This is a genomic window from Pseudomonas sp. EL_65y_Pfl2_R95 (assembly GCF_963971045.1).
Classification (GTDB): domain Bacteria; phylum Pseudomonadota; class Gammaproteobacteria; order Pseudomonadales; family Pseudomonadaceae; genus Aquipseudomonas.
The window spans coordinates 216,168-240,132 of record NZ_CAXAOV010000001.1; the positions used below are offsets into that span (position 1 = coordinate 216,168).

Here is a 23,965-nt window from a genome sequence, read left to right on the forward strand (position 1 = left end):
AGCTGTACTGGCCGACCTGGGAGCCGAGCGCTAAGATTGCTGTGCCACAGCGGTGGATTAGTCCCCCGCCGAGCGTCCACGTAAGGAATTAGAGTTGAGCGGGTAAGGGTCAGATCGAGAGCCAGCGCATTGCCCCGTCTACAGAATTATCATTGCGTTAATCGCTGCGCAAACAGACAACAGATCCACTGCAAGCGACACCAAAGTATGATGGGCGAACATCGACTTTAAGGCGCATCCTCATAGAGAGACGCCTGCAGGAAAAATGAGAACCGACATGTCCAATGAACTCGATCGCATCCTTGATGCGTTGCCGGGTGTGGCATTCACCGCACAAGCCGATGGCGGCGTCGACTTTGTGAGTTCAGGCTGGTGTACCTATACCGGTACAAGCCGGCAGGACGCCTCGGGTTCTGGTTGGCAATCCTGCGTACACCCCAACGACCTCAACCAACTGCTTGAGAACTGGCAGATTATTGTAGGAACCACCCCATCATCGACCGTGCAGGCACGGCTACGGCGGTTTGATGGGCTTTACCGTTGGTTTGCGCTGCAGATCAGTCGTTTAGATGATAGCGATGGCCGCATGGGCAAATGGTGCGGTGTCGGGACCGACATCGACGATTATCGAGACAGCAACAGAGCCGACCAGCAGGTCGATGCCAGCTCCATCATCGACAGTATTCCGTCGATGGTTGCCTTTATGGGCCCGGACGGTCAATTGGAGTTGGTCAACCGTCAGATCGAAGATTACCTCGGCTCAACGTTCGAGGAACTGCGGCACTGGGCAGCATCCGACACTGTTCATTGCGATGATTTGCCAACAGTAATCGCCGCTTGGACGCACTCGATCCAAACGGGCGAACCCTACGATATTGAGCACCGCATTCGCCGTGCAGACGGGATTTACCAATGGTTCCATGTTCGTGGTTTACCCATCAAGAACCGCGAAGGTCGGATTACCCGCTGGTGCGTGTTGCAGGTCAATATTGACGAACGAAAACGTGACAAGGCATTGATCGCCCAGGCGTTGGCCGATGTCAGCGCTTCAGAGGATCGTTTCAGCAAGATCATCAATGCTGTTCCTGGTTTTCTCTGGAGCGCCGCGCCGGACGGCAATGTCATTTTTATCAATCAGCGCTGGTGTGATTACACCGGAATATCCCCTGAAGATGCACGTGGCATTGGTTGGACAGCATCCCTCCACCCTGATGATGCTGGCGCACTGGGCACCTACTGGCAGGCACTTATAGACTCCGGTCAGCAAGGTGAGTTCGAGGCACGAATCAAAAGATTCGACGGAACATACCGCTGGTTCATGATCAGAGCGATGCCACAATTTGACGAGAATGGGACACTGGTGCGCTGGTACGGCGAAAATACTGACATCGACGATCGTAAGCGAGCGCAAATGCTACTTGCTGGCGAAAAACAGCTATTTGGACTGATGGCTGAAAACTCGTCCCTGCCTACAGTTCTGGGAGCGCTGTGCGAGTTGGTTGAGGCAATGCTAGAGGGTTGCTTGTGCAGTATCGTGCTGATCGATCTCAAGCGACCATCGCTTTCCCAGGCAGCGGCACTGCAGCTGCAAACGAGTGTTGGTCCAAATATGCCAGCAAGCCTGCTGCCACGGGCCGACGGCAGGATTATGGACGCGCAAACGTGCCCGGTAGCCAGGGCGACCCTGTTTAACACACCCGTGATTGTAGGCGACCTGAACCAAGAGACTCGCTGGCACGGGTGGCGGACTGCGGCTTTACTCGAAGGTCTCCAGGCTAACTGGTCGACCCCAATTGCCTCGAACGGTGACAAAGTCATTGGGGTGCTCTCGGTGCTGTACCGCGAGCCTAAACAACCTTCCATGGAGGAGCAAAGTCTATTTTCCCAGCTGAACTACCTTGCAAGTATCGTAATTAATCGCACCCGGGCTGATGCGGCACTGAAGCAGAGCGAGGCGTTTCTGAGCAAGGGCCAGCGTTTGAGCTCTACAGGCACCTTTTCCTGGCAAGTCGGCAGTGACACGGTCACTTGGTCTGAAGAGCTTTACCGCATCTTCGATGTGCATCCCAGCGTGACGCCCACCTTCGATTTAATTTACAACCGCACGCATCCTGAAGACATCATTGCGCTCAAGGCGATGGTCAAACGCCAGCGCAGCGATGGCCAGGATTTCGAGCATGAGCACCGGCTGCTGCTGCCCAACGGTACAGTGAGGTACCTGCATTTGGTAGCGCATGCCGTCAGGGATGAACAAGGCGGGCTTGAATACATAGCGGCGATGCAAGATATCACCACCCGTAGACTTTCTGAGGAGGCGTTGAGCAAGACCCGCTCAGAACTGGCGCACCTCGCCCGGGTAGCGAGCTTGGGTACGGTGACGGCTTCGATCGCTCACGAAGTCAATCAACCGCTTGCCGGCATTATCACCAATGCCAGTACCTGCCTGCGCATGCTTAGCGCGGACCCGCCGAACGTCGTGGGCGCTTTGGAAACGGCGCGCCGCACCATCCGCGACGGCAACCGGGCCTCCGATGTCATCAAGCGCTTGCGTGCGTTGTTCTCAAACCGAAACATCGCATTGCAAAGCGTGGACATCATTGAAGCGGCACGAGAAGTGGTCGCGATGCTCGCCGGTGAATTGAAACGCAATGGTGTGATGCTGCAAACCCAGTTTGCCGAACCGATGCCGCTGATCAAGGGGGATCGAGTGCAACTGCAACAAGTTATTCTTAACCTGATCATGAACGCTATTGAAGCACTGAACAAGATCAACAGCCGGCCGCGGCATGTACTAGTGAGTACCACAACGGACGATGAACACAGCGTCCACTTCGCGGTTCAGGACAATGGCAGTGGTTTCGAAGCAGAGGATGCAGAACGTATTTTCAATGCGTTCTACACAACCAAAAGCACCGGCACGGGTATTGGGCTGGCTATCAGCCGGTCCATTATCGAACAGCATCAAGGGCGACTTTGGGCGACCGTCAACGAGGGACCGGGGGCGACGCTACGCTTTTCCATTGCGCAACAAGTTACTCCGAATGCAACAGCGCAAAACGGCAACCGCGATCAATTAAGCCAAGATGCCAACTCTAATCACGCCAAGGAGGATCTGTGATGGAAATGCCGTTACTGGTATCGGTAGTGGATGATGACGAGTCTGTCCGTGAATCACTGCCCGACTTACTCAAAGAATTTGGTTTCACTGTTCAAGCGTTCAGCTCAGCTCAGGACTTTCTCGAGTCAGCCTGCCTTGACCAGACAAGCTGCCTGATTCTGGATATTGCCATGCCCGGGATGTCAGGGCCGGAGCTGGCAAAAGAACTCAAGCAGCGTGGCTACTGCATTCCCATCATTTTCATCACTGCCCATGTGGATGTTGCGCAGCGCGCGAGATGGATCAGCCTGGGTGCGGTGGCGTGTCTGCTCAAGCCTTTCAGCGAGGCCGAGTTGCTCAAGGCCCTTAGCGCGGCCATACCGCTCAACTAGGTGCTGAGCGCCCCAACAGGAGGTGACACTTGAATACGAATAATAGGTTAGACCGCGAACACCAAGCAGCTCAGAACACTGGGCTGCCGATCGTTTTCGTGGTGGACGATGATGTTTCCGTGCGTGAGTCACTGGAACTGTTGATCGACTTCGCCAAATGCCAGCCGGTGCTTTTTGAATCGGCTCAAGAATTTCTTGACCAGCCTCGTCCGCAGGTGCCCAGTTGTCTAGTGTTGGATATCAATTTGCCAGGCTTGAATGGCCTCGATCTGCAAAGCAAAATTGCCAATGACCGACCGGACATGCCGATCATTTTTATTACCGGCTACGGTGATATCCCCCGCTCGGTGCGCGCGATGAAGGCTGGCGCGGTAGAGTTTCTGACCAAACCGTTCGACGATAAAGTTTTACTCAAAGCCATCGGGGATGCACACCAGAGCAGTCGCGTTGCACTCGAGAAGGAGAACTTCATGCGCTCACTGCGTGAGAAGTACGCCAGTCTAACCCCACGCGAGCAGGAGGTGATGGCAATGGTGGTTGCAGGCCTTATGAACAAGGTTATAGCCGCCGATCTCAGCATCAGCGAAATCACTGTCAAAGCCCACCGCGGCAAAGCAATGCGCAAGATGAAAGCACGCTCACTGGCCGAACTAGTCAGAATGGCCGAACAGCTCAATGCGACGCAGAACTCAACAGGCACACGGGCTGCCGCGGGCGCCGTTGCCCTATAAGGTTACTTTATGGCCTGAGGCCTATTTCGCCTCGGTCGCTCGGTGAGCTACTACTGGAACCAACGCCGAACAACGGTTCCTTTGCATTTAATAGTCTAGGAAAAGGCACCCGCTCAATCGCTGATCGTTGCTGATATTCATGACCCACTGTTGAGCGTCACACCTGCGCGAGCAGGGGCCCGTAACTGCGCTTGTACAGTTTTTCACCAAACAGCCTGAGGATTACGTTGCGTGCCAGGGGTGGCAGCGAACGCATCGTGTCACGTGCGACACATTGTTGCTGCACCCAATCCACTCTGGGTTTACGCCGGGTCACGTATGCCTGCAACGCCGCATCAACTCGTTCACTGGCAGCAAGGGTTTCAGCCAGCACAAGCGCATCCTCAATCGCCATCCCCGCGCCCTCCGCCATGCTGGGTGATGAGGCGTGCGCTGCATCACCGATCAGCACGACCTGGTCAAGATACCAAGTGCTCATGACCACCTGCTCAATACTGCCAAAATGTACCGGGGTGGTGCTTGGCATGCTGGCGATGAGGGGCAGAACCGGCGCCGAAAAATCTTCGAACACAGTGGCGAGCGGTGTCGTCTGGATGTCTTCTTTGGCTTCGCCGTCCCCCAACGTTTTATCAGCGTAGACGTAGACCTTCTCGGCGCTGACGGGGATTGCCAGCAAGGTACGTCCTTGGCCCAACATTGCTGTCCAGCCGTTAATTTCAGTGGTGTTGGGTGCGATAAAGCGCCAGCAGACATTGCCAACGCTCGCAGGTACTGCCGATGGAAATAGCAAACTGCGTACCGTCGATTTGATTCCGTCAGCCCCGATGACCAGATCATAAACGGCTGTCGTATCGTCCGAGAATACTACCTCGCACCTTTGCGCTGACGGTTGAATCGCGGTTACCGAGACGCCAAAGCGAGCATTGGTCTGCTGCAGCGAGCCACGAAGAATAGCCTGGAGCGCCGTGCGCGGCAGAGAGAGACATGGCCCACACTCGCTCCAGACATCTTGGGTTCGGGACACACTCAATGGCCGACCGCGATGGTCGAGAATGCTTTGCGTCAATATCGGGACTGCGATGTCGCGCACCGACTTCAACAAGCCGAGTTGAGCAAGCGCGCGGGCGACATTTCCTGGCATATATAAGCCCATCCCTGCGGAAAAACCTTGCTCTCGGCGCTCAACCAGATCTGGCGCAAAGCCCCGAAGTTCAAGAGCCCGGGCCATGGCGAAGCCAGCGATGCCGCCGCCCACTATCAGTATGTTCATAAAAAACCCTCAGGCTTTAAACCGTGAAACCAAAGCCCATATTGCACAGGCCATGTATGCGCAATATTTCGTGAGTGCCGGTTTTTGTACGGTGATGTATCTCTAACGACGGCCCCACAGCGGCTTACACCCCAGCAGTGCCTGTTGCTGCAGAGAAGCAGACGCATTAAAGGATCGGCACCAACAGAAGGCCGCCTGCACTGCGCAGGCAAAAGCCTTGCGCGTCAGGCAGCCGCGTGCACACAGGAACGCGATTAAGTGCTGAATTCAAACGAGGTTGAGCACGACGTCAATATTGCCGCGAACGGCCTTGGAATAAGGGCAGGTCAAATGCGCGATATCGACTAGGCGCTGGGCTATATCACGCTCCAACCCCGGGAGACTGATGTTTAGCCGCGCCTGCAGGAAATAGGCCCCATCTTCCATGCAGAGATCCACTTCAGCCGCAATAGCAACGTCGGCCGGCAGGTCTACTCTCAACGTGCGCGCTGCGAGCCCCAATGCACCGTCGAAACAGGCTGACCAACCCGCCGCGAAAAGCTGCTCGGGATTAGTTCCACTGCCTTTTGCGCCGGGTAATGAATGACGAATATCAAGGCGTCCATCGTCACTGCGAGAGGAGCCCCCGTCGCGAGCACCTGTGGTCTGTACCTTGGCCGTGTATAGGGTTTTTTTTACAGTCATTTTAGAGTTCCTGATTGCTTGGACATACGCATGCCAGATGCGCTTGCCGAATCAGAACAGAACGGGCACAACTCATCGATTACACCTAGGTATCGTCGAACGCCCGTCGCGCGTGCATCAATGGCCGCTGCGTGCAGCGCCCAAAGATGCACGGATCAAGCCAGCGGTTGGGGGTCGTTTGCCTGCTGCCAGAGAAGATCCAACCGCCGGACATCAAGCGTATCAAAGCCCTCACAAACCCATGCCCTGCAGCCGGACAAGCACTCAATTGCCTGCGCCCTCGCGCCTCTGTCCAGATATAACAGTGCTAGGTCCATCGTTGTGCGCAACGCCCAAGCACGCGCGCCTTGGGTCTGGCTCAAAGCCAATGACTCTTCCAGTAATCGCTCGATTGCCGTGCTGTTGTTAGGATCGATGGATCTGAGAATCTCTGCCTTGAGCCGCAGCAATTCAGGTAACGCAAAGGCATCGCCACTCTTACGGCAGTGGCTGATCGTGCCTTCGACAATGGGCATTGCCTTTGCAGGCTGGTGGCTGAGTATGAGGCCTTCTACCAAGGCGATCTCAAATGAGGTCGTCAGTAACTCATAGCGCATGCCTTGCAACCGCGCGAGACTCTCTTCTAGGCGCTCAACGGCACCTGCCGACTGTTCGGCGCGTATGGCTATTGCCGCTTCAAACCCTCTGGAGGCAGCCATATAGGGGCCGAAAGCATTCTCTTCAGCAATCTTGGTGAATCGCTCGAGACTGGCTGTCGCTTGGCCTAGATCGCCGGTCCAGATATAAATACACATGGTCCAGATTAACGCGATGCAATAAGTCACCGAATGCTCCAGTGCAGCTGCTTCGGCTTCCACCTTAGCCGCCCACTGTCGAGCCTGATCGGGAAACCCTTGCAGCCACAGCGTGCGCGCCAGCGCCAACCCTGTGCGGTTTCGATGGTCGAACCCATAATAAATGGTGGTGCTGCGTTGGGATGGCAGACTATTGCGCAACGAGCTTTGCAGCTCCCTGCGCGCCACCACTTGATCACCCAGCAAATGATGCGAGACCCCTGCCAGCGACGCAGCCACCGCGAACGCTTCAGGTTCGCCAATGACCTGTCCAACCACGACAGCCTGCTCAGCCCAGGCCAGCGACGAGGCAAAATCACCTGTGCGCTCATAAAATATCTGCAACCGACCCAGCAATCGAAGTTGTGACCAATAATCGTTCAGCGAAACCGCAATATCCAACGCACGGAGCAACGCCGTTTCTGCTGCGGCACTGTTGCCACGGGTGAACATCAATACCAGGCCAAGCGCAGCCTGCAGCTCCATTTCGACAGGGGTTCCGAAAAAACCCAGTTCAAGCAGTTCCGTCGCCCGCGAGCACCAGGCTCGGCATTCAACCAGCAATGAGAAGTGGAGAAATACCTGCGCGCTGGCGGCTGCCAAAGGTAACGCTAACCCCGGGCTGCCATGTGGGCCGAAACTCCACTCCAATGAACTGCGGATGTTGCCAAGTTGATTGGCGAGGCGCGCTGCACTGGCAAAGATATCACTTGGCGTATGACCCAGATTTGCGAGTAAGCCGGTATAAAACGCCGCATGCCGGAACGCCAACCCCTGAACTTCTACTTCACCCCTTGCCGCCAGCTTCTCTCTGGTAAAGGCGCGGGACATTTCCAACAAGCGATAGGCTGCAAATGGACTGGAGTGATCGACAGTGACCAGCCCTTTAGTGGTCAGCTCATCGAGTATGGCGACCACCTTGACCGACTCGATTTTCCCGTCAGCAATAACCTGGGCCGCTGCGTCTTGAGAAAACGGGCCGACGAACACCGACAGTCGCCCGAACACCAATTGCTCGGGCGGCGTAAGCAAGTCATAACTCCAGTCCAGCATCGCGCGCAGGGTCTGATGCCGAGGCAAGGCCGTGCGCCGACCTGCCCAACTCAAAGAGAACAGCTCGCCCATCAGCGCATGGGTCGCGCTTAAACCATGACTGGCAACGCGAACGGCGGCCAACTCAATAGGCAGCGCCATACCCTCGAGTCGTTGACACATATCGGCAATCAACTGAACGCCGTCAGCCTCCAACACCAACGCCGTGTTGCCCGATGAGGCGCGTTCGACGAATAACTTTATTGCCGGATACGCCAGCAACTCGTCAAGGGAAAGATTTTGCGGTTCATGGGGAAAAGCCAGCGGATTAAGCCAATGTACATACTCATCGCGAACCCGCAGAGGCTCGCGGCTAGTCGCCAGCAAGCCCACGTTCGGCGCTGCATACCTGATCTGTTCGAGCACTGCAGAAACAGCGTCAATCAGGTGCTCGCAGTTATCAATCACCATGAGCAATTTGTGCGCACGCACGTGGGCAAGCAGAACCAACATCGGATCTTCGGCTTGCGCAGGAATATCCAGGGCTCCGGCCAAGGCAGAAAGCAGCAGATCGGCGTCCTCAACTTGAGCCAGATCGACGAAACGCACTCGGTCGTAGGCTTGCGCAACGATCTGATGCGCCACTTCAACCGCGAGACTGGTCTTGCCGACGCCGCCGGCACCGACGATGGTCAGTAGTTTGGGCTGGGCCAGCTGATCGGCGACCCGCTGAATATCTGTCTCACGGCCAATTAATTTTATCCGTGGCGGCAGACTGCCCACGCCACTGACAAAGCGCTTGGTATCTGTGGCGGAGTCGAGTGGCCCAGCAACTTTTGGCAGGACTGCAGGTAATTCTACTTTTTCCAGTGGCGCGACAAACGCATAACCAACGCCCACTTGTGTAGCGATATACCGCGCACTGTCTTCACCGTCACCGAGAATGCGCCGCAGACCGGTCATGTGAAACCGCAGGCTACCCTCCTCAACGATGGTGTCGGGCCAGACCTGATTAATCAACTCACGCTTAGACAGCACCACGCCGGGACGCGCTAACAGCGCAATCAATAGATCCAGCGCTCTTCCGCCAATCTCGACAGGAATGCCGTCTTTGGTGAGTAACCGCTTGGACGCAACGACGCAAAAAGGGCCAAACACAATGTGTGCGCTATGGGATTCGTGCATCTCTGGTGTGGAGGGCTCCATAAGGGCCATTCTCTCGAAATGGATAACTGCAGCGGGAGATCTACGCATGCAATATTTCGCAACATAGAGGCTGCCTATAATTGGCCAAATAGAACGAGAGTACAAGATTGCAGCGACAGAAGATGTCGAGACGTGCCGCGGCCGAGGAAGGCGTGGATCAGACAAGCTTGATGGTGACGTCGATATTGCCTTGGGTGGCCTTTGAGTAGGGACAGTTAAGGTAAGCCGCGTCTAGCAGTTCCTGAGCAATAGCGACCTCGATCTCGGGCAAAGATACACCCAGTAGCGCCTGCAGGAAGAACCCTTTCTCGCCATAACCAAACTCGACGTGTGCGTCCACCGAAGTGTCTGCCGGAAAACTGATCTTGCGGGCATTGCAGGCATGGCGCAGGGCACCGATAAAACTTGCTGACCAAGCGATCGCAAACAGCTGTTCAGGATTGCTGCCACTGCCCGGCGCGCCAGGCGGCGAAAGCTTCACATTTAGTCGCCCATCCAGGCTCCGCCCTTCTCCCTCACGCCCACCAGTCGTATAGGTATGGCCGGTGTAGAGAGTCTGAGCAATTGTGATCATGGTCAATCCTTAATCGATAGCGATTAGACTTCGCGGCTGGGCGACTCAGTTTGCCCGCGCAATGTCGAGGCTTCTGGCCGAAGGGGCACGGGATACCACCTTGACCGTGGGCTGCCTGCGTCGGCTGCATAGGTATTCCAAAAATTGGCTGCGCGCAATCTCCACTAGCCAAGCCCGTACCGGACGACTGGCGTCGTAACTGGCGCACTCCCAACAAACCGCAACAAATGCAGACTCGATCAGGGCGTCAAGATGCTCTTTTTTAGCGCGGCCTGCTTGCACCTGACCCTCGTAAAAAGCACTCAACAAGGGCGATACCGCACTATATAACGGATCTACCGCTTCTTTTCCGCGAGCAACAACCTCGGCAATTAACGCACCGAGTTGTTCATTGCTAGGTCGATCGACCCCGAAAACGCAGTTACTGCGATAACAGTCAGCCATGATCAAGTTCCTTGCATCCTTTGTTCCACTGGGTGGGTGGAATCCGCCGTAGAGTTGCAACAGTTATTTTAGTAGCGAGCATGAAGAGTCGCCGGAACTGAAGCTTCCCGCCAGTTATGCGCTGTTAGTTCCTGTTAGCTGAACGCTACGCAATCTCTCCTGCAACCCCCTCGGGACTTGTATCTGCGTGTATCTGCCGGTCATCCAGATACATAAGCATTGATTCGCCGGGGGCGCTGGAAACAGAGGTGATACGAACCTGAGTTCAACTAGAGCGGTGATCTCAATCGCTCGACGACGCTTACCGTTCCGTCCTGCGCCATTTCAACCTGAATAATAGGTGCGCGATGAATGCTCTACCCCAGCGCTCGACCGGCCACACTGTTGCAGCGATTACCGGCCTTTTGGTTCTATCCATAGCGTTGCGCCCGGCCATAGTTTCAATAGGCCCTGTGTTACTGCAGATTCAACACCAGTTCAGTCTCAGCTATGCACAAGCCGCGCTGCTGACCTCGATCCCTGATGTGTGCATGGCGGTGTTTGCGCTCATTGCGCCGCGAATCGCCAAGCGTTTGGGTGCCGATCAAACGGTTATTGCTGCGCTGGTGTTATTGGGGCTTGCGATCGTGATCCGTGCGTTGTCGCAGTCCAGCATTTCGTTACTGTTTAGCACGGTCTTGGTTGGCGTGGGGATTGCCATAGGCGGGGCCCTGATTGGCGGCTGGATCAAAACCCACTTTGCCAACCGGGCATCGTTCTATATGGGTATCTACGCGGCCGGGCTGAGCGTCGGGGCCACAGTCGCAGCCGTTAGCACCGAATCCATCACCTTGCTCAGTGGTACTTGGCGAGTCGGTGCTGGGGTTTGGTCACTATTATGTGTCGGCGCGGTAATCAGCTGGTGGGTCTTGGCACGCATGTTTGCGACTCACTCCCCGGCCCCGACCCACTTGCAGCCGGTCAACTTGCCTTGGTTCAGTTCTCAGGCTTGGCTGGTGGCCCTGTATTTTGGTGGTAGCCAGTTCATCGTTTATGCCCTGTTTGCCTGGCTTGCCCCAGCGGCACGTGACTGGGACATCGGCCCGCTTAGCCCTGGCGCCTTACTCGGTGTGTTCACATCAGTGTTTGCTGTTGCCAGCTTCCTCATGGGCGCCTTGGCAGGCCCTTCAAGGAATCGATGTGGCTGGTTGATTACGGCTACCGTCATGACAGCGCTAGGTGCTGCTGGCCTCTATATGGCGCCGCACTCACCTGTGGTTCTCTTTGTGATTGTCACTGCCGTCGGCCTGGGCATGGCGTTCACCTTGGCGATGACGCTGCCGTTGGACAACGTTCATACGGCGGCAGATGCCAATGCGTGGACGGTGTTTATGCTCTTTATCGGCTACCTCATCGCCGCTCTTGGCCCCATAGCTTTCGGTTATTTACGAGAGCACTCAAACGACTATCGCCTATCCTTTCTACTACTGTTGGTGGTGAGCCTCGTGCTGCTTTGCCTGACGCCATTGCTTAAGCCGGATGAAACCCCATCATCTGCACTGTCTGCAACTTGAAGCCCAGGGCCAGCACAGTGCCGGTCTGTGCTGGCTCCAGGCTCATAATTAATAGCAGCATCCTGATCGGAAATAGCGGCGGAAAAATAGTCAGTAGTTATGTTCCAGACACGTAAAGCGTGCTCAACCGCAGCGTTGAGTTTCGCAATATTAGCCAAACTGCAGGCTGGTATTTCCCCGTCCGACACGGAGCCCAGTGACATCACATGCAACCCATTTGGTACCGCACTTTAAGCAACGACAATCGCCGTTCGTTCTGGACAGTTTTCAGTGGTTTTACCGTGGATTCGCTGGATGTTCAGTTGTATGCCTTCATTCTTCCAGTGCTGCTTACTTTGTGGGGGCTTAGCCACTCGGAGGCTGGGCTGCTTGGCGCGGCAACACTGACCTCTTCCGCTATAGGGGGTTGGTTAGCGGGAATACTGGCCGACCGTTATGGTCGGTTGAAGGTGTTGAAACTCACTATCCTATGGTTCGCGATATCCACCTGTCTGTGTGGGCTCGCCGCTAACTTCGATCAGTTACTGATAGCACGTACTCTGCAGGGCATAGGTTTCGGCGGTGAATTGGCAGTGGGTGCAGTATTTATCGCGGAGGTCGCCAACCCGCAAGTCCGCGGCAGAATGGTCGGCATGGCGCAAAGTGGCTGGGCCGTAGGGTGGGGGCTTGCTGCAATAATCTCCGGCTTTGGCTTGACCCTCTTGCCCCCAGCGCTTGGCTGGCGGGTCACCTTTATAGTGGGTGTAGTTCCGGCAATTCTCATATTTATCTATCGCCTCAGGCTAAAAGAATCCAAGGCATTTATAAGCTCGAATCGGCAGTTGTCATGGCGAGCAATACTGACGGCTCCTTACCTGAAGTCGACGGTTTTGGCGAGCCTACTCGCTGCCGGCATGCACAGCGGCTACTGGGCCATAGCAACTTGGTGGCCCGCTATGCTTATGTCAGAGCACGGTCTTTCGACCCTTGATAGCAGACTGTATCTGGCGGTGCTGGTGAGCGGCTCATTTTTTGGTTATGTGGCAGGCTCATGGCTGGGGGACAGCGTCGGACGCAGAGCAACCTTGATCACCTTCGCGCTGGGCGGAATCTGCACCGCACTGATTTATTCCAGCCTGACAGTATCATCCACAACCTTGCTGCTGATTAGCTTTCCGCTCGGCTTTGTTGCCACAGGAATGTTTGGCGTTATCGGCTCATTGCTCACCGAGCTGTTTCCAACAGAGTTGCGAGCATCTGGGCTAGGGTTTTGCTACAACGTTGGCAGAGGCATAGCCGGATTAGCACCCGCTGTAATTGGCGCAACTGCCGATAGAATGGGCATCACCAACGCTATCGTTACCTATGTTGTGTGCGCATATACACTGGTTGTGCTCGTCGCCATTTTATTGCCTGAAACCCGCGGGCTGACGCTCAAAGGGATATCAGAGAAATAGCCCTGAAGGCCCTCTGCAGATCGTATATTTACGGCACTGAGCGCTCCACTGCCCCAAAGCGCGAATGAGCTATTCAAATCCGCTCCACCTTCCCATTTCTTAAATAAACGGTAGCCACTGCGCTCGGCATGATGCTTTGGTATTGCCCGACACTTTCGTGCAATCGAACCACCCTACTCGTCATGTTTTGATCAAAACCTCCAGCGCATAGCCTCGATTCAAGCGCGCTGTTGCCTGATTAACCGAGGATTTCATGATGATTGTCGAGATTTACCTAAAGGCCACCGACACTGCCCATTGGTGCAGTTACCTGGGCTCAGTCAACGCTCAGCCCGTGCCCCGAAAAGACCGGAAAAACCAGTATTCACTGTGCAGAGCAATCGTCCTCTCCGCCTGCCTTTTAAACACGGGCTTGGCTACTGCCGCCGAATCTGACACTCCTTACACCACTGTCAGTGACGCCGCGGGCAACCTCCACGTGCCGGCCAACTACCGCAATACATACCAGTTTCTCGGTACCTGGGCAGTGGCGGCTGACAAAGGCCAAGGCGCCAAACAAATGCACACGGTTTACTCCTCAGCCGGAGCCGCGGCAGCCTACAAAAAACTGGGGAATTTCCCCGACGGCACAGTGCTGATCAAGGAGGTATACGACACCAGTACGGCTGGCATGACTACCGGAACCGTCAGCCACGCCACCTCTCTCAAAGGCTGGTTTGTGATGGTCAAGGACAGCAAGCACTCGTATCCCCAATCGAAGCTATGGGGTGATGGATGGGGCTGGTCATGGTTTGACGCGAACACCCCCAGCGTGACCACCACCAAGGACCACAACGAATGCCTGGGCTGTCACCAGCCTGCGCGATCGAGCGACCTGATCTATGTGCAGGGCTATCCCATCCTATCGAAATAACCCCTTATCCTGAGCTAATGGAGCAACAACATGCCTTTCCAAGCCATCCATACCGAGCACGCCCCCGCCGCCATCGGCCCCTACAGCCAAGCCATCAAGTGCGGCAAAACCCTGTACCTGTCCGGCCAGCTGCCAATTAACCCGCAGACCCAGAAACCCAGTAACACCAGTGTGGATGAACAGATCCATCAAGTATTCGCCAATCTACGCGCAGTGGCCGAAGCCAGCGGTAGCGATCTGGCTCATGTAGCCAAACTCAATATTTACCTCACTGACCTGGCCGATGCGCCGAAGGTCAACCAGATCATGGCCGAATATTTCAGCACACCTTATCCGGCCCGCGCCGCCGTAGGCATTGCCAGCCTGCCGCAGAACTTCTGCATCGAAGCCGAGGCCGTTGTGGTGATGGATTGAATCTCTGGTTGCGACTACTTACCACATGAATTTATGCCCGACATCTATCATTGAGGAACTACATCGTGCCCAAGACAGTTGCCGAACAATTCGTGGAAACACTCGTTGCCGCCGGCGTCAAACGCATCTACGGCGTGGTCGGAGATAGCCTCAACGGGCTTACTGACGTGGTACAGCGCCGTGGTGATATCGAGTGGATACATGTGCGTCATGAAGAGGTCGCGGCTTTCGCTGCCGGCGCAGAAGCACACCTTACGGGCTCGTTGGCTGTGTGTGCAGGCAGTTGTGGCCCGGGCAACCTGCATCTGGTCAACGGCCTCTTCGACGCACATCGCTCACGCGTACCGGTGCTGGCCATTGCCGCGCAGATTCCATCAGCCGAAATCGGCTCGGGCTATTTTCAGGAAACCCATCCGCACTCCTATTTCAGTGAATGCAGCCACTACTGCGAGTTGATCTCCAGCAGCGCGCAAATGCCGCGCACGCTCGAAATCGCCATCCGCGAAGCGATCGGCAAGCGTGGGGTGTCGGTGGTGGTCATGCCGGGCGACGTCGCCATGCAGAGGGCTGAGGATGCGCCGCTGCCAAATATGGGCAGCCTGCTGCCGGCCATGCCACGGGTCACACCAACCTCTCAGTTAGTGCAGCAACTGGCTGGGTTGCTCAATAGTGGTCGGCGTATCACCCTGCTATGCGGTGCTGGCTGTGCCGGCGCGAACCCGCAAATTATCGCACTGGCCGAGCGTCTGCAGGCCCCGGTGGTGCATACCCTGCGCGGCAAGGAATACGTTGCGTACGACAATGCTTTTAGTGTGGGAATGACAGGGTTGATCGGCGTTTCTTCCGGCTACTACGCGATGCTTGATTGCGATGTACTGCTGATGTTGGGCACCGACTTTCCCTACCGCCAGTTCTACCCCAACGGCAAACACGTACGTATCGCCCAGATCGATATCCGAGTGGAGAACCTCGGCCGTCGCGCCCACCTCGAACTCGGTTTGGTAGGCGACGTGCGCGCTACACTCGAGACTCTGCTGCCACAACTTGATCGTAACCTCGACAGCACCCACTTGGATCGTGCACGTGACCACCATGCCACAAGCAAGCGCTCGCTGGCGGAACAGGCCGCAATTACCCCGCACAGCCGACGCGTCCATCCACAGCAGATTGTCGATGTGCTCAGCGAAATGGCAAGCGACGATGCAGTCTTCAGTTGCGACGTGGGTCTGCCTACGGTGTGGGCTGCACGTCATCTGGCAATGAACGGCCAGCGCCGATTGCTGGGTTCGTTCGTGCACGGCTCCATGGCCAACGCTATGGCCCAGGCCATCGGTGCCCAGGCAACCTATCGCAATCGACAAGTCATTTCGCTGTCGGGCGACGGCGGGTTCACCATGCTTATGGGTGATTTTTTGACCTTAGCCCAGCTCAAATTGCCAGTGAAGGTGGTGGTGTTCAACAACGGCGCTCTTGGCTTCGTTGAACTGGAGCAGAAATCCTCAGGCATCCTCAGCGTCGGAACCGACCTGAGCAACCCCGATTTCGCCGCCATGGCGCGTACCATTGGTATCCACGGCATCCGCCTGGAACGTCCAGAGCAAATCCACGACGGCATCGCCGACGCACTCGCCCACAACGGTCCGGTACTGATTGATGCCGTAGTCAGCCGTACTGAACTGGCGATGCCGCCGGCCATTACTGCGCAGATGGCCAAAGGGTTTTCACTGTATATGCTGCGCGCTGTGATGAACGGACGCGCTGATGAGATTCTGGATTTGGCGGTGGGTAATGTGTGGCGCTAAGCACGGGTGTCCAGGCGCAACTGAAAACCCGTTGCTCCACACGCTGCTTACCAACAACACGCTAACGCTATTAACAGGACTTTGCGACGCATAGGCCAAGAGCCCGCGCACTCTGAAGTAGTGCTGTGGCGCCCTACAGGTATTTGCTTCACGTGCTAACGGAGGCAGCCAGAAACCTTAGCCGCCCCGCCCGCTTCAACATTCAGACCTGATATGCCGGGGCCTTCCCCTGCAGCCAGTTACTCTGCGGGGTATGACTGTAGCCATTCTCTACAATCATTTCCAAATTGCGGCCCTGCGGCGTTCGGCTAGAGCCATTCTCGGTCAACGTCTGCAGCGCATCCTTTACTACTGGCGCAGCCTGTAGGAAACACTTCGCGGTATCGCAGCGCTGAGTCACACCGGCTGCATTGGCATGCGCGCTCACCCCAATGATAGAAAAGACGATCGCAGCCAATACACGCTTTGCATTTTTCATAATGTTGTCCTTTTTGAGTTTTAAATTTGCTCGGAGGTTGCGGCTGAATCAACCTCCTTGACTGCAGACTTCGGCGAGTTTGCTGTAGTCGAGTACCTGACTTTTTCCCTTCGAGTCCAGGTAAGTCATGTGGGCATTAACCACACCGCAGGTCAGGCTTGGGGCCTCAGTCAAAGACACCACTTTGGCGACGTCGAGGTGAGTGTTGTAGGTATAGCTTTGCCCGTGTTGGTCAGCTTGGGCCATGGCTGGGAGCATACCCAAGCTGAAAGTAGTGAAAAGGCAGGCTGCAGTGATGGATTTAAGGTTCATGGCTGTTTCCTCTGGATCAATGGGTGAGTAGTTGTCCGAGATAACTGCTGTTGTCTCAGTGATACCCATTTAATGCCTGCGAGGTATCTGGGATGCGTCTGGGCACATGGGCAATGACCTCTCTAGGTATCCTCAGCCCCGCTGATACAGAGCGTTACACTAATGACCAAACGCCACGGCAAAGATGGCTACCAGCGCCACTCTTCACTCAAAACCTCAAGCATCCAGCCAGACACGGCGGCATCGCAGAGGGCTGTTTTTAGGCACAACTCAAGCGCTGGCGAGCAACTCAAACAACTGATGGCAGCGCGCTGATCAACACCAATGTGCAATGGTTTAGCCCCCTGCGATCTGCTGATATGAACGGGTGCGCAACCATCGTATGCGGGCATCGGCATATCGACGTTCGAACACTCGAAACACCGAGGCATCGCCAAACCACAAGCACCGCTGATAGTGCACAACTCAGACTTACAACAGGCAGCGGGTTGCAGTGACGGTGAACAGGAGCAGCACCATGAACCGTGTAGAACACACCACACTACTGACCCACAGAAAGGCGTCAGACGGGGATAAGTCATGCGTGTTAGGTGGCATCCGGTCATTGAGCTTTCGAGTACTGAGCCTGTTCACCTTGGCGCTGGTCGTTGCCCACTGCCTTTTATGGACGGCGCATGAAAATCTGAATCGACTCGAGCTGAACGGCTCCAGCCTGTCCCTGGTCCTTGGCCTGATGCTCAGCATTGCGCTGATAACGGTATGCGCGTGGCTAACCAGCCGGATAAGCACTCAGCCGCTGCGCAGTATTGCCCAGGCGTTGCATGCACTAGACCCTGCAAACCCTAGCTACAGGGTGGAAGAAGGACCTGTCGAGGTGGTCGAGGTCACTGCCGCGTTCAATGCAATGCAGAATCGCGTCGCAGAGTATATGCAGCACCGGGTCCAGATACTCGGCTCTATCTCCCACGATTTGCAGGCACCTATTACGCGCATGAGGCTCAGAGCAGAGTGCATGGACGACTCGGTTTACCGTACAAAGCTGTGCAAAGATTTATCTGAGGTCGAGCACTTGGTCCGCGAGGGAATCGACTATGCGCGCAGCGTTCATCTCATTGAGGAAGTCAGTTGCGCCATCGACGTTGATGCCTTTATCGCAAGTATTATTTTTGACTACCAAGACACTGCTCAGCGTGTGTACCTCGCAGGCAAAAGCAACACCTTGATTGATGCAAAACCCATCGCACTGCGCAGAGTCGTGGTCAACCTGATAGATAATGCCTTGAAATATGCAGGCGCCGCGGCCGTCACGCTAGGCGTTGAAGACACATTACTCTCGATCAAGGTACAGGATCGCGGACCGGGTATCGCAGAGCAGGTATTAAATGATGTGCTTAAACCCTTCTTTAGAGCCGATGAAGGTGAAAACAAGAGCATCCGCGGTAACGGGTTGGGTTTGGCTATTGCACAACAACTAATGGCCACGATGGGCGGATCCATCGCCCTGTGCAATCGCAAGGGGGGTGGGCTATGTGTAGAGGTTCGGCTCTGCTGTCGCTCTTGAAAAGCCGACTCGAGCAATGGAGGTGGCGCCGAAACACCCACACTGGGTGTTCTGGTACTGCATGAGAGCGGAAACACACTAATCTTAAGCCAGTAACTTCAGCGATACGCTAGGACGTTCTCATGAACACGAAAGTGTGCCCAGCGAAATCCACCAATGAGAACCCGGACCGCATTAGGTTCGAGATCACCTTGGCAGACGCCGTCGTCCCGATTGAGGGTGTATGCACTTCTATCAGCAACATGTTGATTGCCGCCAGATTCGAGGTCTGCGCGAATAACGCCATCTCATAACCCTCGATATCGACACACAAGGTATCAGCACCGGTTTCAGCAATCAGCTCGCCGAGTCGTCGTGCCCTGACTTGTTTTGGCGCTGCACCGTGCCCGCGGTACAAGCTACTCCACCAATAATCCTTGCCCACATGCAAGGTAACCCAGTCGCTGACTTCATCGTCTGCAACCACGGCGGCATTAATCAGATTCAATCGCTCCCCATTAGCAGTAAACGTGCGTTCGATCCAAGGCAACAACACGCTATTAGGCTCGCAGACGCTGACAACATTACCGCTCATTCGACCCAGAAGGCTTCCGGTTAAACCAACGCCACCACCAAGCTCCAGTACTCGACTTCCGGGCTTGATGTAGCGCCGGATCAGCTGCATGTCGTGTTCCTCGTAATCGCCCACAAGAAAGTAATACAGCATGTTGGCCGGGAACGACGGATCCACGGGCAAGACGAGGCCGGTTGTCGGACCTACATACAGCTCAAGCCCTGGCAGCGCGGCAATCTCCTCGGCCAACAGTGCTTGTCGCTCTGTATCCAGCGCGCTGTCTACCGGAAAACTCAATAATCCGCGCTGATTGATCTCGCGCTGTTTAGCACTGCAGTACGCTCCCAAACGGTTGCTGTAGCGCATAGTAAGTACCTTTCTGTTGTAAATTGGCACGAAGCTCAGGACCGTCAACTGCAGGCGTAGGCGTTGACTTCACATGCGGCCATGAGAATCAACCTTGCCCGGCCGAGTAAGTCATCTACGGGCGTATAGCTTGAGCACACTAAATGCAAGGCGCCATTGACGGTAAGTGCCCCGATATTTTGCTCGCCCTCCATGCCCATGAAAGTAGATGGGCCCCACATCGACTCCAAGTGCAAGCCATCCACCTGCGACGCGAATGACAACTCCCCCAGGTTGGAGACCATCATGTCGATCGAACCAGCGCTTAATAGAAATTCAGTGGCAGCACCTGGGTCTGATTGATCATCAAACAGTGCCCCTAATCCTGCGGCAAATTTTGTCACTGTTTCAACGGACCGGGCCGCGCCTACTTCAGTTGATAGACATCTCGCCAATGCCCAAAAGGTGATGTGCTCACGATCCTCGATCAGGCTCTCGGCTGACACAATTGAGAGCGCGCATTCATCCGTGCGTCCCAGCAATCCCCTGACGTTGACCGGAGATTTGATCCGTACGGGGCGTTTGGCCCATGCGGCTCCCCCTTGATCACCAGCTTTGATCAAGGCGACTATCAGCGCGCCGTGCAAGGTGGCGCCTGCTTGGCGCGCACGCAATCTAAGGATATCGCTAGCGCGGGCGTCCATGCGAAGACTCTGTACCAAGGGTATTTTGGCGCTTCGGTCGAGCAATTGCGCACGAGCAGGTCTTTGGGGAATACCTTGGTACGTTGGTGACGACTGCGCAGTGCCCACTAACTCCTCCTGAGCTAGGGGCAGCGGATACTCGCGCATTTTCACGCCGGTCATGGCCTGCATCAAATCGCGCACTATAAATGCTAAGGACAAGCCGTCAGCAATGGCATGGTGTGCACTGAGAATCAGAGCCAAGCGTTGCTCGGTATGAAGCAACGTGGCCCTGAGCAGTAACTCGGAGGATGCGCAGAAAGGCGTAGACAGTTCGTTAGAGACCAGATCCGGCCAATGATCCGGTGCCATGTTGATCACCTTGAGCGGTATCTGCGCGTTAACCTTTTTTTTGAAATAAGGCTGGCGCTCAATATCGACGGCAATACCGACCTGAAGCAGAGGATGACGACCCTGGACAGCATCCAACGCCTGGCGCCAATCGGTAACACGGGTGTGTCCGGCGATCTGCGCTACAAGCGTAAAATGCTTGGCGCTTTGCTGATCGCTGGACCAGAAAAAGCGCTCGAAAGGCCCGAGGTATCGAACTGGAAGCTCACTTGAAAAGGGTCTGCTCATATTCCTGGTCTCGACTAAACGAAGGGAAGACGAGGCGGAACAATTGTCTGACCGCATGTGTTACACAGCAAAGCACACGCGTAAACTGCCCCCAGTAAAACCAGCTTTTTAGGGCTGTCCTGCCTCCACATCAATCCTAACGCCGTGGTTTGAGCGCGCTTTCATAAAAGTCTCAGGTTGATTGCGAAGTGCTATTTGATTCGACGGAACTCACTCGGCGAAACGCCAAAGCGGGCTTGAAAGGCCCGGGTCAGGTGCGAATGGCTGGAAAAACCATTGGCGTTGGCGATCTCGGCCAGCGTTGAACGACAGTGCAGTAGTTCATGGCGAGCGCGGTCCAGCCGTACTTCCAGCAAGTAGGCATGCGGCGTTCGGCCAGTAGCAGCACGAAACATGCGGATGAAGTGCGCCCGACTGTACCCGCTCTCGATAGCCATTTCGGCTAAGCTCAGATCCTCGCTGTATTCACTAGCAATTTTGTCTAGCACACGGTGCAACAGATGGCTGGGCAGCGCTGTTTGCTTGGGCGCAGGAATGCCCTTTTGGCTGGCTAACAGGACAAAACGCGTAATGATCGCCAAGGCAATTGACTCACCATACAATCGCCCGGATGCCCCGCTCTCGAGCGCTTCCTGAGCGGCTAGCTGAACCAGATAAGCAAGGGATTTGTCGGCGATCCCCAGGTGTTCGTGAAGGCTAACGCGATTGGCACACTCCGACTCCTGCATAACCTGCTCAGCGACCTGCGGGTCGATCACAAACGCTATCACGTCATAGGCCGAGCGGGCATGAACCGCCGGCAAGATGCCCGCAGCACCCAATGAAAGAGTGCCAGGTTGTTTGATTACTCGGGAAAAACGATTGTTTCGATATGCGCGATCCGCCACGGTAGGCTGTCCGCACCACAAAAGGCCATAGTGCTGATCAAGCGTCTCCTCGACACGAAAGTGCGGTCCGGCAATTCGCCTTTCCAGAGCCAGCCCCTCCCATCCCAACTCGAGACTGGATTTCCCGCTCATTGAAGAGCCGCGGATCAAAACATCGATGTTCGAGTCTTGCATGTCTGCCCTTCACAAATAAACAACACCTGTCAGAACGCGCCAACTGATGTAGCCGATGCGAATAGCAATGGCCTCAGTATCGATTCACCTGCATATGTGCCTGGCGGCCTTATGAACTTCAGGAGTGATAGCGGACGTCAACCGTTGGGCTCAGTTAAGCGATCAGATGTATCGGAGATGTGTGCATGAACCCCGAAAATGAATGTTTTCGTATCAACGGGCGGTTCTCATACGAAGGGATACAAAGGCCTTTCGAGGGGATGGTTTTTTAACCTGAATCGCCCGAGCTTTGGTAAACGCCTAATTAGGTGTGCGGTTTCATTGGCCCTCTACTCAACCCCCCAGGAAAAGATGAGCACGAGCCGATTATCAGGTTCAATCTTTACCTTCAACTGCTACACGCCAGACCTTATTCCCAACATCATCGGCCACCAGCAATGCGCCGCCCTTATCGAGAGTCACGCCTACCGGACGCCCTTGTGCCTCCCCCTCCGAATTCAGGAAACCGGTCAAGAAATCCACCGGGCGCCCTGCAGGTTTGCCATCTTTGAATGAAATAAACACGACTTTATAGCCCGCCTGCGGGTTGCGGTTCCATGACCCGTGCTCACCGATGAAAACGCCGTCAGTAAAGTTGCCGGGCATACCTCTGGCGTCAGAAAACGTCAGCCCCAAGGGTGCGACGTGCGTACCTAGCGCGAAGTCAGGGGCGATTGCCTTGGCCACCCTATCGGGGCGCGGTGGATCAACCCGCGTGTCCACATGTTGCCCGTAATAACTCCACGGCCAACCATAGAAAGCGCCGTCTTTAACCGAAGTCAGGTAGTCGGGAACCAGATCACTCCCGATCTCGTCACGCTCGTTAACCACCGTCCAGAGCTCGTCAGTGCCAGGCTTCCAAGCCAAGCCATTAGGATTACGCAGGCCGCTCGCAAACAGGCGCTTCTGGCCACTTTTGACATCCAGCTCCCAGATCGCCGCGCGTCCTTCTTCTACCTCTAATCCGTTTTCGCCAACATTACTGTTTGAGCCAACGGTCACGTACAACTTGGTGCCATCGCGGTTGGATAGAATGTTTTTGGTCCAATGGTGGTTGATCCCCGCAGGCAAGTCGGTCACTTCCACTGGCTTGGCAGTGATTTCCAGCGTGCCCTCGGTGTAGGGCACTTTGACCACTGCATCAGCGTTGGCGATGTACAAATCGTTGCCGACTAGCGCCATACCGAATGGCGACATCAACCCGGTCATAAAGACCTTGTGCACTTCCGCACGGCCATCACCATCGGCATCCCGCAGGATAGTGATACGGTTGGCGCTCGGCACATCAGCCCCAATACGCTTGAAGACGATGCTCATCGCTTGTTTCTTTACCCACGCAAGCGGCCCGGAGCCGCCATCGTTAGCGTCCTCCGGCATTGGCGGATGATTGCTCTCGGCGACGAGAACATCGCCGTTGGGCAGCGTGTAGAGCCAGCGTGGGTGCTCGAGATTCTCGGCTAGCGCGCTGACTTTGAAGCCCGGCAGCGCTTTCGGTGTATCGGTCCCCTTCCAGCCCACGGCTTTAGATACCTTGAGCGTTGGGATTAACGAAGTGGTGGGTTCAGGCAACTGCGGGTTGGGACCGACACCCGCCTGGAATGACAGTTTTGCGGTCTCGCCACAGGCGGCAAGTAACAATGTTGCGGTGATTAGCAAACCCGATCGGGTTGTCACATTCATTGTTATAACCTCGTACTGGCCGTTTATTAGAAACGAAAAGCCGCCATATGCGGGCGTGCAGCCACCAGCCCGCGTAGAAAATAAGCCGTTGCTGGGTTGGCCGACCGAGACGCAAGCCTAGCATCTACCGCCATCAAATGATGCGCAACCTGGACGGGTTCCGCGAAGTCGTACTCCTGCTGGATCAATCAGGCGTTTCAGCATTGGACCCAGATAATTGCCAGCGCCCAAAA

At 55.5% G+C, this 23,965-nt stretch carries 20 protein-coding genes; 9 read left to right on the forward strand and 11 right to left on the reverse strand.

Annotated features, from left to right (window positions below; translation table 11 throughout):
* Positions 1 to 277: 277 nt before the first annotated feature.
* Genes AACY09_RS01020 through AACY09_RS01030 form a run of 3 tightly spaced genes read left to right on the forward strand, consistent with a single transcriptional unit; the run spans position 278 to position 4,220 of the window.
* The gene (locus AACY09_RS01020) at positions 278 to 3,118 is read left to right on the forward strand and encodes a PAS domain-containing protein (RefSeq protein ID WP_339485548.1); all 2,841 of its coding nucleotides are present in this window, start codon (positions 278 to 280) and stop codon (positions 3,116 to 3,118) included.
* Complete coding sequence (locus tag AACY09_RS01025; RefSeq protein WP_339485549.1) at positions 3,118 to 3,489, forward strand: response regulator; 372 nt, start codon at positions 3,118 to 3,120, stop codon at positions 3,487 to 3,489. Before AACY09_RS01020 ends, AACY09_RS01025 begins: the two co-directional genes overlap by 1 nt.
* A 29-nt stretch (positions 3,490 to 3,518) precedes the next feature.
* Positions 3,519 to 4,220: a response regulator transcription factor gene (locus AACY09_RS01030; RefSeq protein WP_339485550.1), complete on the forward strand. Its 702-nt coding sequence runs from the start codon at positions 3,519 to 3,521 to the stop codon at positions 4,218 to 4,220.
* A 157-nt stretch (positions 4,221 to 4,377) separates the two neighbouring features.
* Here the strand turns inward: AACY09_RS01030 and AACY09_RS01035 are convergent, their stop codons facing one another.
* The 5 genes from AACY09_RS01035 to AACY09_RS01055 all read right to left on the reverse strand — a co-directional run bounded on the left by AACY09_RS01035 (position 4,378) and on the right by AACY09_RS01055 (position 10,263).
* Complete coding sequence (locus AACY09_RS01035) at positions 4,378 to 5,490, reverse strand: FAD-dependent monooxygenase (protein WP_339485551.1); 1,113 nt, start codon at positions 5,488 to 5,490, stop codon at positions 4,378 to 4,380.
* A 267-nt stretch (positions 5,491 to 5,757) separates the two neighbouring features.
* Positions 5,758 to 6,174, reverse strand: coding sequence for an organic hydroperoxide resistance protein (locus AACY09_RS01040; RefSeq protein ID WP_339485552.1), 417 nt, complete (start codon positions 6,172 to 6,174; stop codon positions 5,758 to 5,760).
* A gap of 155 nt (positions 6,175 to 6,329) precedes the next feature.
* Positions 6,330 to 9,245 carry an ATP-binding protein gene (locus AACY09_RS01045; protein WP_339485553.1) on the reverse strand — a complete coding sequence of 972 codons (2,916 nt, stop codon included), beginning with the start codon at positions 9,243 to 9,245 and terminating at the stop codon, positions 6,330 to 6,332.
* A 157-nt stretch (positions 9,246 to 9,402) separates the two neighbouring features.
* Complete coding sequence (locus tag AACY09_RS01050) at positions 9,403 to 9,819, reverse strand: Ohr family peroxiredoxin (protein WP_339485554.1); 417 nt, start codon at positions 9,817 to 9,819, stop codon at positions 9,403 to 9,405.
* 45 nt (positions 9,820 to 9,864) lie between these two features.
* Positions 9,865 to 10,263, reverse strand: coding sequence for a hypothetical protein (locus tag AACY09_RS01055; RefSeq protein ID WP_339485555.1), 399 nt, complete (start codon positions 10,261 to 10,263; stop codon positions 9,865 to 9,867).
* 347 nt (positions 10,264 to 10,610) lie between these two features.
* Between AACY09_RS01055 and AACY09_RS01060 the strand changes: the two genes are divergently transcribed.
* The 5 genes from AACY09_RS01060 to poxB all read left to right on the forward strand — a co-directional run bounded on the left by AACY09_RS01060 (position 10,611) and on the right by poxB (position 16,381).
* The gene (locus AACY09_RS01060) at positions 10,611 to 11,816 is read left to right on the forward strand and encodes an MFS transporter (RefSeq protein WP_339485556.1); all 1,206 of its coding nucleotides are present in this window, start codon (positions 10,611 to 10,613) and stop codon (positions 11,814 to 11,816) included.
* Between the two features lie 206 nt (positions 11,817 to 12,022).
* Complete coding sequence (locus AACY09_RS01065) at positions 12,023 to 13,252, forward strand: MFS transporter (RefSeq protein ID WP_339485557.1); 1,230 nt, start codon at positions 12,023 to 12,025, stop codon at positions 13,250 to 13,252.
* Between the two features lie 256 nt (positions 13,253 to 13,508).
* Complete coding sequence (locus AACY09_RS01070) at positions 13,509 to 14,165, forward strand: cytochrome P460 family protein (RefSeq protein ID WP_339485558.1); 657 nt, start codon at positions 13,509 to 13,511, stop codon at positions 14,163 to 14,165.
* Positions 14,166 to 14,195: 30 nt separating this feature from the next.
* The gene (locus tag AACY09_RS01075; protein ID WP_339485559.1) at positions 14,196 to 14,579 is read left to right on the forward strand and encodes a Rid family detoxifying hydrolase; all 384 of its coding nucleotides are present in this window, start codon (positions 14,196 to 14,198) and stop codon (positions 14,577 to 14,579) included.
* A gap of 62 nt (positions 14,580 to 14,641) precedes the next feature.
* Positions 14,642 to 16,381 carry a ubiquinone-dependent pyruvate dehydrogenase gene (poxB, locus tag AACY09_RS01080; protein WP_339487043.1) on the forward strand — a complete coding sequence of 580 codons (1,740 nt, stop codon included), beginning with the start codon at positions 14,642 to 14,644 and terminating at the stop codon, positions 16,379 to 16,381.
* Positions 16,382 to 16,583: 202 nt separating this feature from the next.
* Here poxB and AACY09_RS01085 read toward each other — a convergent pair whose 3' ends face one another.
* Positions 16,584 to 16,859 (reverse strand): hypothetical protein, encoded by a 276-nt coding sequence (locus AACY09_RS01085; protein WP_339485560.1) that lies wholly within the window; start codon positions 16,857 to 16,859, stop codon positions 16,584 to 16,586.
* A gap of 48 nt (positions 16,860 to 16,907) precedes the next feature.
* On the reverse strand, positions 16,908 to 17,171 hold the full coding sequence (locus AACY09_RS01090) for a DUF2790 domain-containing protein (protein ID WP_339485561.1): 264 nt from the start codon (positions 17,169 to 17,171) through the stop codon (positions 16,908 to 16,910).
* A gap of 517 nt (positions 17,172 to 17,688) precedes the next feature.
* Here AACY09_RS01090 and AACY09_RS01095 point away from each other — a divergent pair.
* The gene (locus AACY09_RS01095; RefSeq protein WP_339485562.1) at positions 17,689 to 18,732 is read left to right on the forward strand and encodes a HAMP domain-containing sensor histidine kinase; all 1,044 of its coding nucleotides are present in this window, start codon (positions 17,689 to 17,691) and stop codon (positions 18,730 to 18,732) included.
* Positions 18,733 to 18,841: 109 nt separating this feature from the next.
* On the opposite strand, the gene AACY09_RS01100 is transcribed toward AACY09_RS01095, so the two are convergent.
* From AACY09_RS01100 to AACY09_RS01115, 4 genes are all read right to left on the reverse strand, one after another.
* Entirely contained in the window at positions 18,842 to 19,651 is an 810-nt protein-coding gene (locus AACY09_RS01100) for an FkbM family methyltransferase (RefSeq protein ID WP_339485563.1), read from the reverse strand.
* A gap of 44 nt (positions 19,652 to 19,695) precedes the next feature.
* A complete protein-coding gene (locus tag AACY09_RS01105) occupies positions 19,696 to 20,952 on the reverse strand; it encodes a condensation domain-containing protein (protein ID WP_339485564.1) in 1,257 nt (418 codons plus the stop codon).
* Positions 20,953 to 21,143: 191 nt separating this feature from the next.
* Complete coding sequence (locus AACY09_RS01110; protein ID WP_339485565.1) at positions 21,144 to 22,013, reverse strand: AraC family transcriptional regulator; 870 nt, start codon at positions 22,011 to 22,013, stop codon at positions 21,144 to 21,146.
* Positions 22,014 to 22,388: 375 nt separating this feature from the next.
* Positions 22,389 to 23,732 (reverse strand): PQQ-dependent sugar dehydrogenase, encoded by a 1,344-nt coding sequence (locus AACY09_RS01115; protein WP_339485566.1) that lies wholly within the window; start codon positions 23,730 to 23,732, stop codon positions 22,389 to 22,391.
* Positions 23,733 to 23,965: the final 233 nt, after the last annotated feature.